Here is a 15,819-nt window from a genome sequence, read left to right on the forward strand (position 1 = left end):
CTGGATTATGTGCTTCTCCTTCCATGTGTGACTACTGAGACGCCTGATTCGTCTACGAATCGCCGTAACGACCTTGTAACGGTCCAGAAAGCAGGGTCAGACCAGGCGGCGCGCGGTGGCCCAGCGGGACAGCTCGTGCCGGTTGGAGAGCTGGAGCTTGCGCAGCACGGACGACACGTGCGTCTCCACGGTCTTGACCGAGATGAACAGCTCCTTGGCGATCTCCTTGTACGCGTAGCCGCGGGCGATCAGCCGCAGCACCTCGCGCTCGCGCTGGGTCAGCGAGTCGAGCTCGGGATCGATCGAGGGCGCCTCGGAGGAGGCGAAGGCGTCGAGGACGAACCCGGCCAGCCGCGGCGAGAAGACCGCGTCGCCGTCGGCCACCCGGCGGATGGCGTCGGTGAGCTCCTTGCCGCTGATGTTCTTGGTGACGTAGCCGCGCGCGCCGCCCCTGATGACGCCGATGACGTCCTCGGCGGCGTCGGAGACCGACAGCGCGAGGAAGCGCACCTGCGAGCCGGTGCTGAGGACGCGGCGCAGCACCTCCTGGCCGCCGCCGCCGGGCATGTGCACGTCGAGCAGGACCACGTCGGGCTGGTGCTCGGCGATGGCCTTGACCGCCGTCTCGACGTCCTCCGCCTCGCCCACGACCTCGATCGAGTCGCCCAGCTCCGCGCGTACGCCGGATCTGAACAGCCGGTGGTCGTCGACGATCAACACGCGTGTCATTGCTTGTCCACCTTCATCGTCAGCATCACTTCCGTGCCCTCGCCGGGCTCGGTGCGGACCCTGGCCGTGCCGCCGTGACGTTCCATTCTCCCGATGATGGACTCCCTGATGCCCATTCTGTCGAGGGGCACCGCCTCAAGGTCGAAGCCCTTGCCGCGGTCCTTCACGAAGATGGTCACCTCCAAGCCCTCCACCTCCGCGTAGACGGAGATGGCCGGGCTCTCAGAATATTTCGCCGCGTTGACCATCGCCTGCCTGGACGCCTTGAGCATCGCCGCCAGCTTGCCCTGCGGGTCGAGGTCGATGTCGCCGACGCAGACGACCTCGATGGGCACGCCGTGCGAGTCCTCCTCCTCGGCCGCGATCCGGCGTACGGCGGCGGCCACGGTGGCGTCGGCGTCCTGGGCGGGCTGGTAGAGCCAGTTGCGCAGCTCGCGCTCCTGGGAGCGGGCCAGCCTGGTGACCTCGCGGGGGTCGTGGGAGACGCGCTGGATGAGGGTGAGCGTGTGCAGCACCGAGTCGTGCACCATGGCGGCCACCTCGGCGCGTTCCTCCTGGCGGATGCGCTCACGCCGTTCGAGCTGCAATTCCTTCCACAGGCCGGCCAGCCACGGCGCGGCGATGACCGCGATGCCGCCGACCACGACGACGGTGAACAGCAGACCGGGCCTGGCCTGGGCCAGCTCGCCCTGGGCGTACAGGAAGCCGGCCGCGCCGATGACGACCAGCGTCACGCCGAGCAGCGTACGGACCCGGTTGGTCCGGATGCTCTTGGTGGCCCCGCTGACCCAGTTCTTGCGGCGTTCGGGGTCGGCCTGCTGCCACAGGATGAGCGCGCCGATGCCGCCGACGGCGAACGGCAACATGCCGATCCCGCCCTTGGAGGCCCCGGTCAGCCAGCCGAACGCGGCCAGCGCCACGCCGATCGCGCTGAACGCGGCGAGCTGGCTCCAGTCGCGCTGCGGCGGCTGCCCCTCGTACGGCTCACGCGGAGTGATCATCCACAGCACGGCGTACGCCACCATGCCGACCCCGTCCACGACGCTGAGCAGCACGAACATCAGCCTGATCACGACGGGATCGAGGGAGAGCTGCGCCGCCAGCCCCTGGGCCACGCCGCCGAGCAGGCGGCCCTCCATGGGGCGGAGCATCCGGCGATAGGGTCGATCGCCGGTGGGCTCGGCAAGTGTCTTCTGGTCTGCCATAACATCGCCATCGTCACATGTCGCGGGCACTTCGGGCATCAGGGAACAACCCCCAGGGTCGAGTCAGGGGTCTCCCGGATGCGGCCACCCCGCCCGACGGTCCACGATGGTTCCATGACAGAAGCTCCGCCCAGGCAACCCGCCGCCCCGCCCCGGGAGCTGCGACGCAGCAGCGAGGGGCGCTTCCTCATGGGCGTCTGCGCCGGTCTCGGGCGGCACACCGGCATCGACCCCGTGGTGTTCCGCGTGGCGTTCGCCGTGCTCCTGCTCGGTTCGGGCATCGGGATCTTCCTGTACATCGCGGCCTACCTGCTGATGAAGGAGCCCAACGGCGGGCCGGGGATCATCGAGCAGTGGACCCGCCGCGACCTCGACGCCGAGGCCGTGATGGCGCTGCTCACGGCGGTGCTCGGGTTCGGCCTCGCGCTCAACCTCGCGACCGTCTGGCTCGACACCGGCACGCTGGTGGTCGGCGTGCTGCTGGCCGTCTCGCTGCTCGCGGCCCACTCCAGAGGCGTCGACCTGCTGGGCCTGGCCCGCTCCATGCCCGAGCGGCTCGGTCGCCGGCGCTCCCCCGACGCGGAGCCGCCCGCGCCGCCCTACGCGCCGCCCGCGTCCGCACCTCGGGTACGTCCCGCCGAACCCGGCTGGTCCGGCCTCGGCGACACCGTGACGGCCCACCCCGAGTCCCCGGCCCCGGCCCCGGCTCCCCGGCCGACGGCCGCCGCGCACGCCGAGGCCGTGGCCGCCCGGCTGCGGGCGATGTCCGCCGGCCGGCAGGCCGGGACACCCCGTACGGACCGGCCCGAAACCCCTGAAGCGGGACAGGCGGCGGCCGGCCAGGCCGAGATGTCGAAGATCGAGGCCGCACAGGCGATGGAGGCCGCCGGCGCCGTGACGGCGGAGCACCAGCTCCCCCGCGACGCGACCCGCCAGGCACAGACGCCAGACACAGAGGCCCCTGAGGCCCCGAAGACACAGGTCGAGGCCCCGCGGCCGCAGGCCGAGGCTCAGGCGGCGTCGCGGCAGGAGCCGCCCGCCTACCGCCCCCAGCCCAGGACCGCGATCGACTACAGCGGCTACGGCGAGCCCTTCGCCCCGAAGGGCCCCTACCGCCCGCTCGACCCGGCCAGGCGGCCCGGCCAGTCGCCCTACGACCCCGCCCTGTACGGCCGCCCGGCCCCCGCCCCGGCCCCCCGGGCCCGGCGCCCCAGGTCGTTCATCGGGGTCATCACCATCTTGCTCGCGATCATAGTGGGAGGGATCGTCGTGGCGGTCCAGGCCAGGTCGGCCGCGGGCGTGAGCCCGACCATCGTCGGCGGCGCCGTGCTCATCACCATCGGCGCCGGACTGCTCATCGCCGCCTGGTGGGGCCGCGGCGCCGGTCTCGTCGCGGCGGGCACCACGGTCGCGCTGCTGATCGGCGTGGGGCTGATGCTGGGCAGCTTGCCCCGCAACTTCGGCGACTCCACCTGGTACCTGACCAAGCCCTCGGAGGCGGGCAAGGTCTACGACGTCGGCGTCGGCGACGGCCGGCTGGACCTGACGGAGCTGAAGGCGCTGCCGGGGACGAGCCTGACGTTCGACGCCCGGGTCTCCGTGGGCGAGCTGACGGTGATCGTGCCGCCGACGGCCAGGGTCGAGGTGCACGCGATGAACAAGGTCGGCGACATCAAGGTCGACCAGTCGATCAGGGGCGGCGTGGACGTCAAGTTCGACAAGGTGCTGGAGCCCGAGGTCAGGTCCGAGGACGAGGAGTTCACGATCGTGCTGAACCTGCGGGGCGGCCTGGGCGACATGGAGGTGCGGCGTGGCGCGTGACGTCGAGCGGGTCCGGCGCGTGCACCGGACCGACTGGATGGCCCTGCTGAGCGGCACGTTGTTCGTGGTGCTCGGCATCCTGGTGGTGACCCGCGTGCTCACGGACGCGCTGCTCCTGGCCGGGCTGACCGTGGTGGGGCTGGCCTTCGCGGGGGTGGTGGCGATCATCGCTCGGGTGGTCCGCGGCAAGTAACCCTTGACCGGGAAAAACACCGGCGTAGTTTCGGGTGTGTCCGCCTTTCCCCCTGCTCCTGAGGGAGGACGTATGCCCCGAATCACCGTCACCGTCGACGGGATCAAGTACGAGGAGGACGTCGAGCCGCGGCTCCTCCTCGTCCATCTACTCCGTGAGCGGCTCGGCAGGACCGGCACCCCGGTCGGCTGCGACACCAGCAACTGCGGCGCCTGCACGGTGCTGCTCGACGGCAAGAGCGTGAAGAGCTGCTCCGTGCTCGCCGTGCAGGCCGACGGCGGCGACGTCGTCACCGTCGAGGGCCTGGGCGCGAACGGGTCGATGCACCCGATGCAGCGGGCCTTCCACGAAGAGCACGCCCTGCAGTGCGGCTACTGCACCCCCGGCATGGTCATGGCCGCGATCGACCTGGTCCGGGAGGACCCGGAGCCGTCGGAGGAGTCGATCAGGCACGGGCTGGAGGGCAACCTGTGCCGCTGCACGGGCTACTGCAACATCGTGCGCGCGGTGAAGCGCGGCGCGCAGGAGATGGGGCAGGCGGTGAGGACGCAGTGAGCGAGCTGAGCCCCGAGGCCGTCGCCGGGCAGATCGCCGGCAGCGGCCAGATCAACGAGCCGGCCGGCGTGCACGAGGTGGGCCGGCCGCGCCGGCGCAAGGAGGACGCCCGGCTGCTGACGGGGCGGACGCGCTGGACGGACAACCTCTCCAGGCCCGGCACGCTGCACGTGATGTTCCTGCGCAGCCCGATGGCCCACGCCCGGATCGTCCGGGTGGACGTGTCGGCGGCCCGCGGCCTGCCCGGCGTGGTGGCCGCGTTCAGCGGCCAGGACTTCGCCGCCGAGCAGGGCAGCCTGCCGTGCGCGTGGCCGGTGACCGACGACGTCGTCATCCCCGACCACCCGCCGATGGCCACCTCCGAGGTCCGGTACGTCGGCGAGGCCGTGGCCTGCGTGGTCGCGACCGACCGGTACCGGGCGGCCGACGCGCTGGAGGCCATCGAGGTCGACTACGAGCCGCTGCCCGCGGTGCTCGACATGACCGAGGCGCTGTCGCCGGACAGCCCGAAGGTGCACGAGGCGGGCAACCAGGCGTTCTCCATGAAGATCACCTCGGGTGACGTCGACGCGGCGTTCGAGGGCGCCGCCGTCGTCATCGACCGGACGTACGTGCAGCAGCGGCTCATCCCGACGGCCATGGAGCCGCGGGCGGTGCTGGTGGACACCGACGGCGACTCGTTCACGATGTGGACCTCCACCCAGATCCCGCACATCCTGCGCGTCATGCTCGCGGTGGTGACCGGCATCCCCGAGCACGACCTGCGGGTGATCGCCCCCGACGTGGGCGGCGGCTTCGGCTCGAAGTTGCAGGTCACCGCCGAGGAGGTGCTCTGCCTGCTGATGGCGCGCCGGCTGGGCCGGCCGGTCAAGTGGACGGAGTCCCGCTCCGAGGGCAACCTGACCGTGCACCACGGCCGCGACCAGCTCCAGCACATCCGGCTCGCGGCCGACGCCGACGGGCGCATCCGGGGGCTCCAGGTCGACCTGCTGGCCGACATGGGCGCGTACCTGATGCTGGTGACGCCGGGGGTGCCGCTGCTCGGGGCGTCCATGTTCAACGCGATCTACAAGATGGACGCCTACGAGTTCGGCTGCCGGGGCGTGTTCACCACCAAGATGCCGACGGACGCCTACCGGGGCGCGGGCCGTCCCGAGGCGACGTTCGGCATCGAGCGGACGATGGACGAGCTCGCCGCCGAGCTGGGCCTGGACCCGCTGGAGGTGCGCCGGCGCAACTGGATCAGGCACGAGGAGTTCCCGTACACGACGATCTCGGGGCTGACCTACGACTCGGGCAACTACGAGGCGGCCACGGAGCGGGCGCTGTCGCTGTTCGGCTACGACAAGCTGCGGGCCGAGCAGGCCGACCGGCGGGACCGGGGCGATCCGGTGCAGCTCGGGATCGGGGTCAGCACGTACACGGAGATGTGCGGGCTGGCGCCGTCGAGGCTGCTCGGGGCGGCCAGGTTCGGGGCGGGCGGCTGGGAGCACGGCTCGGTGCGCATGCTGCCGACGGGCAAGGTCGAGGTCATCACCGGCACGTCCCCGCACGGCCAGGGGCACGTGACGGCGTGGAGCCAGATCGTGGCCGACGCGCTGGGCGTGCCGTTCGAGGACGTACGGGTGCTGCACGGCGACACGGCCGTCGCGCACAAGGGCATGGACACCTACGGCTCGCGCTCGCTGGTCGTGGGCGGCATCGCCGTGCTCCAGGCGTGCGAGAAGGTCAGGGAGAAGGCCAGGAAGCTGGCCGCCCACATGCTGGAGTGCTCGCCCGACGACCTGGAGTTCGACGGCGGCGTGTTCAAGGTGCGCGGCACCGGGTCGGGCCGGACGATCCAGGAGCTGGCCTACGCCGCGTTCCAGGCGCACGACCTGCCCGACGGCGTGGAGGCGCGGCTGGACTCCGACGCCACCTTCGACCCGGACAACTACTCCTTCCCGCACGGCACGCACCTGTGCGCGATGGAGGTGGACACCGAGACGGGCATGACCAGGATCCGCTCGTACGTGGCCGTGGACGACGTCGGCAAGGTGGTCAACCCGCTGATCGTCGAGGGCCAGGTGCACGGCGGCATCGCGCAGGGCGTGGCGCAGGCGCTGTTCGAGGAGGCCGTCCACGACTCCGAGGGCAACCTGCTGACCGCGACCATGGCCGACTACCTGCTGCCGTCGGCGGCGGACCTGCCGTCGTTCACGACGGACCGCACCGAGACCCCCGCGACCGGCAACCCGCTGGGCGTCAAGGGCGTCGGCGAGGCGGGCACGATCGCCTCCACCCCGGCGGTGGTGAACGCGATCGTGGACGCGCTGCGGCCCTACGGCGTCGGCGACATCCGGATGCCGTGCACGCCCGAGCGTGTCTGGCGAGCGCTGGAAGGAGCGCGGCGATGATCCCCGCACCGTTCGACTACGTGCGTCCCGACTCGCTCTCGGCGGCCTGCGCGGAGCTCGCCGCCGACGAGGACGCCAAGGCGCTGGCCGGCGGGCAGTCGTTGCTGCCGTTGTTGCGGTTGCGGCTGGCGTATCCGTCCAAGCTGGTGGACATCGGGCGGCTGCCCGGCCTGAACGGCGTGCACGACCGGGGCGACCACGTCTTCATCGGCGCGCTGGCCACGCACGACGAGGTCATGCGGTCGCCGGTGGTGAACGCCGGCGCCCCGCTGGTGGCACTGGCCACGGCCAGGGTGGCCGACCCCGCGATCAGGCACCGGGGCACGTTCGGCGGCTCGCTGGCGCACGCCGACCCGGCCGGTGACCTGCCGGCCGTGGTGCTGGCGCTGGACGGCGTGATCGTGGCCGCGTCGGCGCGGGGCGAACGGGAGATCCCGGCCGCCGAGTTCTTCGTCGACTACCTGGAGACGTCGCTGCGCGCCGGGGAGATCCTGGTCGGCGTGAAGGTGCCGAAGCTGGGCGAGGGCTGGGGCTTCCACTACGAGAAGTTCCACCGGACCGCGCAGTCGTGGGCGATCGTCGGCGTGGCGGCCGCGGTCAGGCGTGCCAACGGCTCGATCGCCGAGGCCAGGGTCGCGCTGACGAACATGGGCCCGACCCCGGTGCGCGCCCGCGCGACCGAGGCCGCGTTGCGCGGCGTCGAGCTCGGCGACCGGGTGCGGCAGGCGTGCGAGGAGGCGGCGGAGGGCACCTCGCCCCCCGCCGACCTGCACGCCCAGCCCGACTACCGCCGTCACCTGGCCCGGGTGCTGACCCATCGGGCAGTGCGCACGGCCGCCGGGACCCCCTGAGTGAGGCGGGGGCGCCTCTTCCGGGCGCCCCCGCCCCGACGTAGTGTCGCAACCAACCTCGGAAGGAGCGGATCGATGGCGATGCGGTTCGAGCACGAGTTCACTGTCCCGGTTCCGGTCGAGCAGGCGTGGGCGGTGCTGCTCGACGTCGAACGGGTCGCGCCGTGCCTGCCCGGGGCGACGCTCGACATCTTCGAGGGCGACGAGTTCACCGGCCGGATGAAGGTCAAGGTCGGCCCGATCACCGTCACCTACCGGGGCTCGGCCAGGTTCGAGGACGTCGACAAGGATTCCCACACGCTGGCCATCCAGGCGTCGGGCAAGGAGGCCCGGGGCTCCGGCACGGCCTCGGCCACGGTCAGGGCGCGCATGACGCCGGCCGAGGGAGGCACGTCGGTGGCCGTGGAGACGACGTTCAACGTGACCGGGCGGCCGGCGCAGTTCGGGCGCGGGGTCATGGCCGAGGTCGGGGCCAAGCTGATCGACAGGTTCGCCGGCAACCTGGCCCAGCTCCTCTCCGAGCCCATGGTGGAGCCGGTCGCACCCCAGGAGCAGGAGCAGCCTCAGGAGGAGGAGCGGCACCTGAGCACGGTGACCGTCCCCGAGCCGGACGTGCGGCCCGCGGGCACGCTGCGGACCTCGCGCACGCCCGACGAGGAGGCGCTCGACCTGATGGAGATCGCCGGACAGCCGCTGCTCAGGCGGCTCGCGCCGATCGCGGGCGGCCTGCTGGCGCTCACGATCCTCATCTGGGTGGTTCGTCGCCTTATGCGCTGATTTTCAGCAAAAACCACATAAAGTCCGGTCACTTCCCGCTATCAGGGGGAAGTGCCATTCCCGCAGGTCATTTCTGGGGGGACATGGGCATGCCGGACTGCAGCGTCGTCGTGATCTCGTACAACGACGCGGCCCGCCTGCCCAGGGCCGTGCGTTCGGTGTTGCGGCAGACGTTGCGCGACCTGGAAGTGATCATCTCCGACGACGCGAGCACCGACGGCACGCCCGAGGTGGCCGCGCGGCTCATGGCCGAGGACCCGCGGGTGCGCTACCTGCGCAGGCAGAGCAACAGCGGCGGCTGCGGAGCCCCGCGCAACGACGGCATCGACGCGGCCAGGGCGCCGTACGCCATGTTCCTCGACAGCGACGACGAGCTGCCCAGGCACGCGTGCAAGAGCCTGCTCACCGAGATCGAGCGCACCGGCGCCGACTTCGTGTCGGGGCAGATCTCCCGGCTGTTCGAGCGGGACGGACGGCTGCGCCCGTACTATCCGTCGTTGTTCGCCCGGCGGCGGGTGGTCGAGGGCATCCGCGCGGAGCCCGAGCTCTTCCTCGACTCCTTCAGCACCAACAAGCTCTACGACGTCGCCTGGCTGCGCGACAACGTGCTGCGCTTTCCCGAGGACATCCACTACGAGGACCACGTCTTCGCCACCGAGCTGTACGCGCTGGCCCGCCGGTTCGCGATCGTGCCGTGGGTGGTCTACCACTGGCACCGGGCGAGCTCGAACGAGTCGATCTCCCTGAGCATCGACGAGATGGACAACGTGCGGCAGCGGGTGATCGCGGCGCGGCTGAGCGACGACATCCTGCGCGGCTACGGCGCGCAGGACCTGGTGCCGCACCGGCAGTACCGGTTCCTGCGACAGGACCTGCGGGTCTACCTCAACCCGCTGCCCGCGCGCGACCTGGTGTGGGTCAAGGAGTTCGCCTCGGTCGTGCGGCCGTACCTGGAGGAGATCCCCGGCGCGGTGTTCGACCGGATCGAGCCGATGGACCGGGTCTGCTGCCGGCTCATCCTGGACGACCGGATCGAGGACCTGCGCGTGGCGGCCGGCTCGCTGACCGGCCCCCGGGCCGCGCCGCGGGCGGCCGTGCAGGTGGACGGGCGCACGTACTGGGGAACCACGGCCGCGCCCGGGCTGGACATCACCGCGCTGCGCCTGGCCGAGCTGCCCTACACCGACTCCCGGCTGCGGCACGAGGTGACCGGCCTGGCCACGAACGGCGAGCGGGTGCGGATGACCGTGCGCACCTACGACCCGTTCGGCGTGCTGCCGGCCGAGTGGGACGCCTTCCTGGAGGCGGGCCGGGAACGGGTGCCGATCCGGCCGGTCCCCTCGGGCGACGGCGGCTACGTCAGCGAGGTCGTCTTCGCGCCCTGCGGCAGGAGCGACCCGCGCATCGGCTTCCGGCGCCGCTCCGACGGCCACGTCACCACCGACCGGCTGATCGTGGACCCCAACCTGGAGCCGATCGAGCTGCCCGCCTGCACGGTGAAGGCCGAGGGTTACGCCGCCTACCTGTGCGTGCGCACGCACTCGCGCACCCGCTCGGCGCTGCGGCGGGCGCGGCGGCTGCTGCTCAGGAAGCTCAACACGCCGCGCGCCAAGCTGCGCGCGTACAAGCTGCTGATCAGGGTGGTGCCGCGGCGCGACGACCTCGCCCTGTTCGAGTCGGACGTCGGCAAGGGCTACAACGGCAGCCCCCGCGCCATCTACGAGGAGGTGCGGCGGCGCGGCCTGCCGATCGAGGCGGTCTGGTCGGTCGCCAAGGGCCGCAAGAACTTCCCCGCCGACGTGCGGCTGGTCCGCCGGGGAAGCTGGCGCTACCTGTGGACGATGGCCCGCGCCGGGATCTGGGTGGACAGCCACGGCTTCCCGCTGGACTACCCCAAGCCGCCCGGCACCCGCTACCTGCAGACCTGGCACGGGCAGGGCATCAAGTCGATCGGCTTCGACGCGCCCGACCTGCGCGGCGACTTCGACCGGCCGCGCGAGCAGTGGCGGGCCGCCGTCGCCCGGTGGGACGCGCTGGTCTCGCCGAGCGCCGAGTTCTCGCGGGTGTTCCTGCCCTCCAACGGCTACGACGGCAAGGTCTACCGGTGCGGCACCCCGCGCTGCGACGCGCTGGTGCGGGCGGAGGCGGCCGGCGACGTGCGGGCCCGGCTGGAGATCCCGCCGGGGCGCAAGGTCCTGCTCTACGCGCCCACCTACCGCGACCGGGACAGGACGAGCGGCCGTTCGGTACGCGCCGACCTGGACCTCATGGCCGCGGAGCTGGCCGGCGAGTGGGTGGTGGTGCTGCGCACGCATCCGGTCGAGAAGTACGACCCGCCCGAGCGGCTCAGGCACTTCGTGCGGCCGGCCGCGTCCTATCCGGAGATCAACGACCTGATGCTGGCCTCCGACGCGCTGCTGACCGACTACTCGTCCGTGATGTGCGACTACGCGCTGACCGGCCGGCCGATGGTGTTCCTCATCGACGACTGGGACGACTACCGGCTCTCCGAGCGCGGCGTCTACCACGACCTGCCCGCCATCGCCCCTGGCCCGTGCGTGACGACCACGGCGGAGCTGGTGGACGTGCTGCGGAACCTGCCCGAGGTGCACGCCGCCTTCGCCGCCAAGTACGCCGCCTTCCGCGCCCTGTGGTGCGCCGACGAGCACGGCGACGCCTCCGCCCGCATCGTGGACGACTTCTTCGAAGGGCGCGCGCGATGACCGTCGTCTTCGCCTGCCTGGACGCCGACACGCTCGGCGGCGTCCAGCGGGTCACCCACACCCTGGCCCAGGGCCTGGCCGAACGCGGCCACGAGGTGCACGTCGTCGGCCTGCACCGCGCCGCCGCGCCCTTCCGCTACGTGGACCGGCCGCTCTACCGGCAGCACGTCGTGGGCGGCCCGCTCGGCGAGCAGGGCCCGCTGGCCAGGCGGCTGGCCGACCGCAGGGTGAAGGAGCTGCTGCGCGGCGTGCGCCCCGGGTACGCGGTGCTGACGTCGCCGTCGGTGGTGACCAGGCTGTCAGGGCTGCTGCCCGCCGGGTTCCGCTCGATCGGCCAGTACCACGGCTCCTACGACCACGCCCGCGACTGCTGGCACCTGGCCTCGATCAAGAAGCACTACCCCGACCTCGACCAGGCGCTCTTCCTCAGCGACGACGACGCCTGGGCCTTCTCCGAGCACGCCCTGCTGCCCAACGCCTGGACGCTGCCCAACCCGCTGGGCGCCTGGCCGCGGGAGACGTCGGCGCTGGACGTGCCGCGGGTGCTGGGCGTGGGGCGGCTGGAGGGCGTCAAGCGGTTCGACCGGCTGATCAGCGCGTTCGCCCGCGCCGAGCCGCCGCCGTCCTGGGAGCTGCATCTGATCGGCGACGGCGCGGAACGCGAGCGGCTGCGGGCGCACGCGGCCCGGGAGGGCGTCGCGGACCGGGTGGTCTTCCGCGGCCTGGTGCCCGCTCACCGGATGCGGGAGGAGTACCTGAACGCCTCGCTGGTGGCGCTGACCAGCGAGCACGAGGGCCTGCCGGTCGTGCTGCTGGAGGCGTGCGCCCACGGGGTGCCGTCGGTGGCCTTCGACGTGTCGGGCGGCGTGCGCTCGGCGGGCCCGGTACGGGTGCCGCCGGGGGACGTGGACGCGTTCGCCGCCGAGCTGGCCGCGCTGATGGGATCGGCGCCGGAGCGGCGGCGGCTGGGGGCCGCCGCCCGGGCACGGGCCGAGGCGTTCCGCCTCGACCACGTGCTGGACCGCTGGGAGCGGCTGTTCGCGCACATCCAGCGCTAGACGGTCACCTCGGGACGCTGCTGCGGGATGCCGGCCAGCGTCTTCTGCGTGGAGGTGAGCAGCGCGCCGACCGGGCTGGGCTCGCGCAGCCGGTTGAAGCGGTCGCGCATGGCCTTGCGCGACCGGCTGGCCTTGCGCTTCTGCATGGTCTTCTGGCAGGCCGTCAGGTGCTCCTTGGCCGGCCTGGGCGCGCCGGTCAGCTCGTAGCCGTTGGCCTGGAGGCGCTCGCCGAGGACCTGCTCGCAGAGCGCGATCTCCCAGTCGTCCAGGCGGTTGGCCCAGCTCCCGACCCGGCTGCGGGTGACCTCGCGGTGGGTGTTGCTGTGCCAGACCTTGTGCTGCGGGACGGCCTGGACGGCGGCCTCGCGGGGGGAGATCATCGACGGCGCGAAGTCCTCCTCCAGGAAGTGGCAGAGCTTCTTCATCTCGGTCATCGGGTCGTCGGTGAGGTCTTCGTAGCGCAGCTCGTAGTAGGTGTCGTCGGGCAGCGTGCGCCGCAGCCGCTCGCCGGCGTCGATGGCCTCGGCCCAGGTGGAGATCGCGTGGAAGGAGTCCAGCGTGTACCAGGGCATCTCCTTCAGCGAGGCCACGCAGTCGCGGCCGTCCCTGATCAGGTGGATGAACTGGGCGTCGGGGAAGAGGCGCAGCAGCAGGTCGGTCTGCTTGACGTAGCTGGGCCTCTTGTCGCCCCAGCGGGCCTTGTCGAAGCGGTCGGCGTACATGCGGAAGGCGGTGCCGATGACCGAGCCGAGCGAGCCCGGCCCCTCCACGGCCTGCCGGATGAACTCGTCCTTGTCGATCTTGAGCTCGCGGAACTTCGTGCTGCGGTCGGTCGCGATCCACTGCGCCAGTGCCTTGCGCCGCTGGGGGACCCGCAGGTCGCCCCATGTGCGGCGCCGGTAATAAGCGGGAACGAGGAAGCGCGTCTCCGGCGGCACCGCCATGCGCGGGTGCGAGTGGAGCATGAGCTGGAGCATCGTGGTGCCGGACCGCGGGCATCCAATGACGAAGACTGGCCGGTCGGACATTTCGTACTAACCCCCGAAAACTTAGACGAGAACGTGCTCTCGGCTCTCCTGGGAGGGCACGCTGTGCCTGCGCGTGAAGAGCCACATCCGGTAGACAAGGAAGATCTCGTTGGCCAGGAGCAGGACGCCGGCGGCCATGGCGAGCGGGATCAGCGCCCACGCCCCCGCGAGCGGGGCCACCACGAAGACCGCGGCGTGGAACTCGATGCCGCTGATCAGGTGCGACCGCACCCGGTGCCTGGCCAGGAACCTGTTGAGGCGCCTGAAGAAGGAAGGCAGCCGCCGCCTGCGGCCGCCGGGGCGCGGACCGCGCTCCACGAGCAGGTGCAGGTCGAGGTCCGCGGGCGCACACTCCAGCGGGACGGTGTCCTCGCCGGGCAGCTCCGGCTCGCCCCGCTCCTCCCTGACCGCCTCGCGCACCCGCTTCATCTGCGGGGCGTTGACGTACCTGAACAGGTCGAGCACGGCCACCGCCGCGCCGAGCACCACGTAGCGGACATCGTCCGTCAGGACGTACTGCCCGTACGCCAGCCCCCCGGCGCACAGGACGACCCTGACCCGGTCCCCCACGTAGTCCAGCCAGAGGCCGAAGGGCGTCCCCGTGCCCTTGAGCCGGGCTATCTTGCCGTCCACGCAGTCGATGGTGAAGCTCAGGTAGAACATCAGGGCGCCGGCGACGAGCTGGTCCAGCGCGAAGCAGGCGGCTGACACCATGCCGAGGACCAGCGAGAACACCGTGAGCCCGTTGGGCGTGATCCGGGTGCGGTTGGCGACGGGAAGGGCGACCCGGCAGGCGACCGGATCCACGAAATACACGGTCCACCAGGAGTCTCTCCGCTTGCGTGTCTCGTAGACGTCATCCAGCGAATAGGTCCTCATGGATCCCAGCATGGCTACGGAACGCCGTCTGACGATTACTGTCTGGAACTACTGGGGCATGTCCATGCCGCTTCTTGACCAACCCTGCAGGGAAAACCGCCACGCACCGTGCGCGTCTCCGTCCCGGAACGAGCCCTTGAGCACCAGCCCGCGGGTCTCGGCCTTGACCAGGAGCCGCCAGGTCGGGCCGCCGCCTTCGAGCGCCCTGGGGTCGATGTCGGCCACCACGCCGTGGCGCCCGGTGCGCCGGACCTCCAGGGGCACCCGGCGGCGGCCGTCGCTCAGCCACACGTTGACCTTGCCCACCTTGCGCTCGACCCGGTGGATGGCCACCTCGCCGCGCAGGCGGTACGCGGCGCCCGTCCAGGAGCAGTCGTCCACCCTGGCGATCAGCTTGAGCTCGTCGCGGGCGTCGTAGACGTCGTCGGGGATGCCGAGCCGCCGTCGCCGCCGGAAGTAGGGGTAGTCGCCGTACCAGTTGACGGTGCGGAAGCCGCGGGGGCGCACGCGGGTGCCGTCCACGCGGCTGCGCCGGAAGTCGCGGACCGCGCGCAGCTCGTCGATCATGCCGCGCCGGACGAGGTGCAGCTCCAGGCGGCGCAGCGAGGGCGCGCCGGCCAGCGCGCGGGGACTCAGCTCGTCCAGCCAGGCGTCGGCCAGCCCCAGCAGCGGCACCAGGTCCTCGCCCGCCTCCCGCGCCGACTCCAGCGCCTGGAACAGGAAGACGATGTCCTTCTCCAGCACCAGGGCGTCGAACTCGGGCAGCAGCTCCGGCGCGCCGTCGTCCAGGAAGGCGCGCACGGCGCGGATGGCGGTCAGGCGCTCGTGCAGGTTGGGCAGCTGCGAGCGGCGTTGCGTGATCGAGGTCTCCCCCTCGTCGCGCCGGCGCCAGTGGTAGACGACGTCGTTCACCATGTCCACGCTGGTGGCCAGGACGTGGGCCTGCATGGCGACCGGCACGTCCTCGTAGATGCCGGCGGGGAAGCGCAGGCCGTGCCGCCGCCAGAAGTCGGCGCGGTAGACCTTGTTCCACACCGTACGGTCCCTGACCAGCACCTTCTTGTCGGTGATGTGGGTGCACAGCACGGGCCGCCGGAAGACGCGCTCGTGCAGGATCGACTCCTCCAGCACGCCGTCCACCATGCGCCTGACCGCGCCGCACGCCAGGTCGGAGCCGGTCTCCCCGAGCTTGGCGATCAGCACCTCGTACGCGTGCGGCGGCACGACGTCGTCGCTGTCGGCGAAGGCCAGGTAGGTGCCCCTGGCCCGCCTGACGCCCTCGTTCCGGGCCGGCCCCGGCCCCAGGTTCTGCTGCTCGATCAGCGTGAAGCGGGGATCTCGGGCCACGAAGTCGTCGGCCAGCCGCCGGCTGCCGTCGATCGAGCCGTCGTCGACCATGATGACCTCGAAGTCCTCCATGGTCTGGGCGGCCAGCGATTTCAGGCACTCCGTCAGGTACGGCTCCACGTTGTGGACCGGGACGACGACACTGAGCAGGGGGATCATGACGCTCCTTGGCTTTCGTGGAAGGCGGTCGAGGGCAGCATGCCGTGGCCGCCTCGCCTGTTCCGCGTTCGATGCCCGTCCCTGATGAGCTCTTTACC

The 15,819-nt window shown here is 71.7% G+C and carries 13 protein-coding genes; 8 read left to right on the forward strand and 5 right to left on the reverse strand.

Features of this window, described 5'->3' with window-relative positions; all coding sequences use genetic code 11:
• Positions 1-96: 96 nt before the first annotated feature.
• Both ACFYUV_RS15615 and ACFYUV_RS15620 read right to left on the reverse strand, forming a co-directional pair.
• On the reverse strand, positions 97-729 hold the full coding sequence (locus tag ACFYUV_RS15615) for a response regulator transcription factor (RefSeq protein WP_352323887.1): 633 nt from the start codon (positions 727-729) through the stop codon (positions 97-99).
• Entirely contained in the window at positions 726-1,934 is a 1,209-nt protein-coding gene (locus tag ACFYUV_RS15620) for a PspC domain-containing protein (protein WP_358282268.1), read from the reverse strand. The genes ACFYUV_RS15615 and ACFYUV_RS15620 overlap by 4 nt, the downstream gene beginning before the upstream one ends.
• Before the next feature lie 114 nt (positions 1,935-2,048).
• Between ACFYUV_RS15620 and ACFYUV_RS15625 the strand changes: the two genes are divergently transcribed.
• The 8 genes from ACFYUV_RS15625 to ACFYUV_RS15660 all read left to right on the forward strand — a co-directional run bounded on the left by ACFYUV_RS15625 (position 2,049) and on the right by ACFYUV_RS15660 (position 12,308).
• Complete coding sequence (locus ACFYUV_RS15625) at positions 2,049-3,755, forward strand: PspC domain-containing protein (protein WP_387669154.1); 1,707 nt, start codon at positions 2,049-2,051, stop codon at positions 3,753-3,755.
• The gene (locus ACFYUV_RS15630) at positions 3,745-3,948 is read left to right on the forward strand and encodes a hypothetical protein (RefSeq protein WP_387669156.1); all 204 of its coding nucleotides are present in this window, start codon (positions 3,745-3,747) and stop codon (positions 3,946-3,948) included. The genes ACFYUV_RS15625 and ACFYUV_RS15630 overlap by 11 nt, the downstream gene beginning before the upstream one ends.
• Positions 3,949-4,020: 72 nt before the next feature.
• Positions 4,021-4,503 carry a (2Fe-2S)-binding protein gene (locus tag ACFYUV_RS15635; protein ID WP_352362730.1) on the forward strand — a complete coding sequence of 161 codons (483 nt, stop codon included), beginning with the start codon at positions 4,021-4,023 and terminating at the stop codon, positions 4,501-4,503.
• A 50-nt stretch (positions 4,504-4,553) separates the two neighbouring features.
• Complete coding sequence (locus ACFYUV_RS15640; protein WP_387669278.1) at positions 4,554-6,899, forward strand: xanthine dehydrogenase family protein molybdopterin-binding subunit; 2,346 nt, start codon at positions 4,554-4,556, stop codon at positions 6,897-6,899.
• Entirely contained in the window at positions 6,896-7,750 is an 855-nt protein-coding gene (locus ACFYUV_RS15645; RefSeq protein WP_387669158.1) for an FAD binding domain-containing protein, read from the forward strand. Before ACFYUV_RS15640 ends, ACFYUV_RS15645 begins: the two co-directional genes overlap by 4 nt.
• A gap of 75 nt (positions 7,751-7,825) precedes the next feature.
• Entirely contained in the window at positions 7,826-8,527 is a 702-nt protein-coding gene (locus ACFYUV_RS15650; protein ID WP_387669160.1) for an SRPBCC family protein, read from the forward strand.
• Positions 8,528-8,616: 89 nt separating this feature from the next.
• The gene (locus tag ACFYUV_RS15655; RefSeq protein ID WP_387669162.1) at positions 8,617-11,250 is read left to right on the forward strand and encodes a CDP-glycerol glycerophosphotransferase family protein; all 2,634 of its coding nucleotides are present in this window, start codon (positions 8,617-8,619) and stop codon (positions 11,248-11,250) included.
• On the forward strand, positions 11,247-12,308 hold the full coding sequence (locus ACFYUV_RS15660; protein ID WP_387669163.1) for a glycosyltransferase: 1,062 nt from the start codon (positions 11,247-11,249) through the stop codon (positions 12,306-12,308). Before ACFYUV_RS15655 ends, ACFYUV_RS15660 begins: the two co-directional genes overlap by 4 nt.
• Here ACFYUV_RS15660 and ACFYUV_RS15665 read toward each other — a convergent pair.
• Genes ACFYUV_RS15665 through ACFYUV_RS15675 form a run of 3 tightly spaced genes read right to left on the reverse strand, consistent with a single transcriptional unit; the run spans position 12,305 to position 15,721 of the window.
• Positions 12,305-13,336, reverse strand: coding sequence for a sulfotransferase family protein (locus ACFYUV_RS15665; protein ID WP_387669164.1), 1,032 nt, complete (start codon positions 13,334-13,336; stop codon positions 12,305-12,307). The two genes, ACFYUV_RS15660 and ACFYUV_RS15665, sit on opposite strands and share 4 nt — an antisense overlap.
• Positions 13,337-13,357: 21 nt before the next feature.
• Positions 13,358-14,215, reverse strand: a complete 858-nt coding sequence (locus ACFYUV_RS15670) for a CDP-alcohol phosphatidyltransferase family protein (RefSeq protein ID WP_358282254.1) — start codon at positions 14,213-14,215, stop codon at positions 13,358-13,360.
• Between the two features lie 48 nt (positions 14,216-14,263).
• Positions 14,264-15,721, reverse strand: coding sequence for a glycosyltransferase family 2 protein (locus tag ACFYUV_RS15675; RefSeq protein WP_387669166.1), 1,458 nt, complete (start codon positions 15,719-15,721; stop codon positions 14,264-14,266).
• Positions 15,722-15,819: the final 98 nt, after the last annotated feature.

Source organism: Nonomuraea sp. NPDC003560 (assembly GCF_042878785.1).
In the GTDB taxonomy this organism is placed as follows: domain Bacteria; phylum Actinomycetota; class Actinomycetes; order Streptosporangiales; family Streptosporangiaceae; genus Nonomuraea.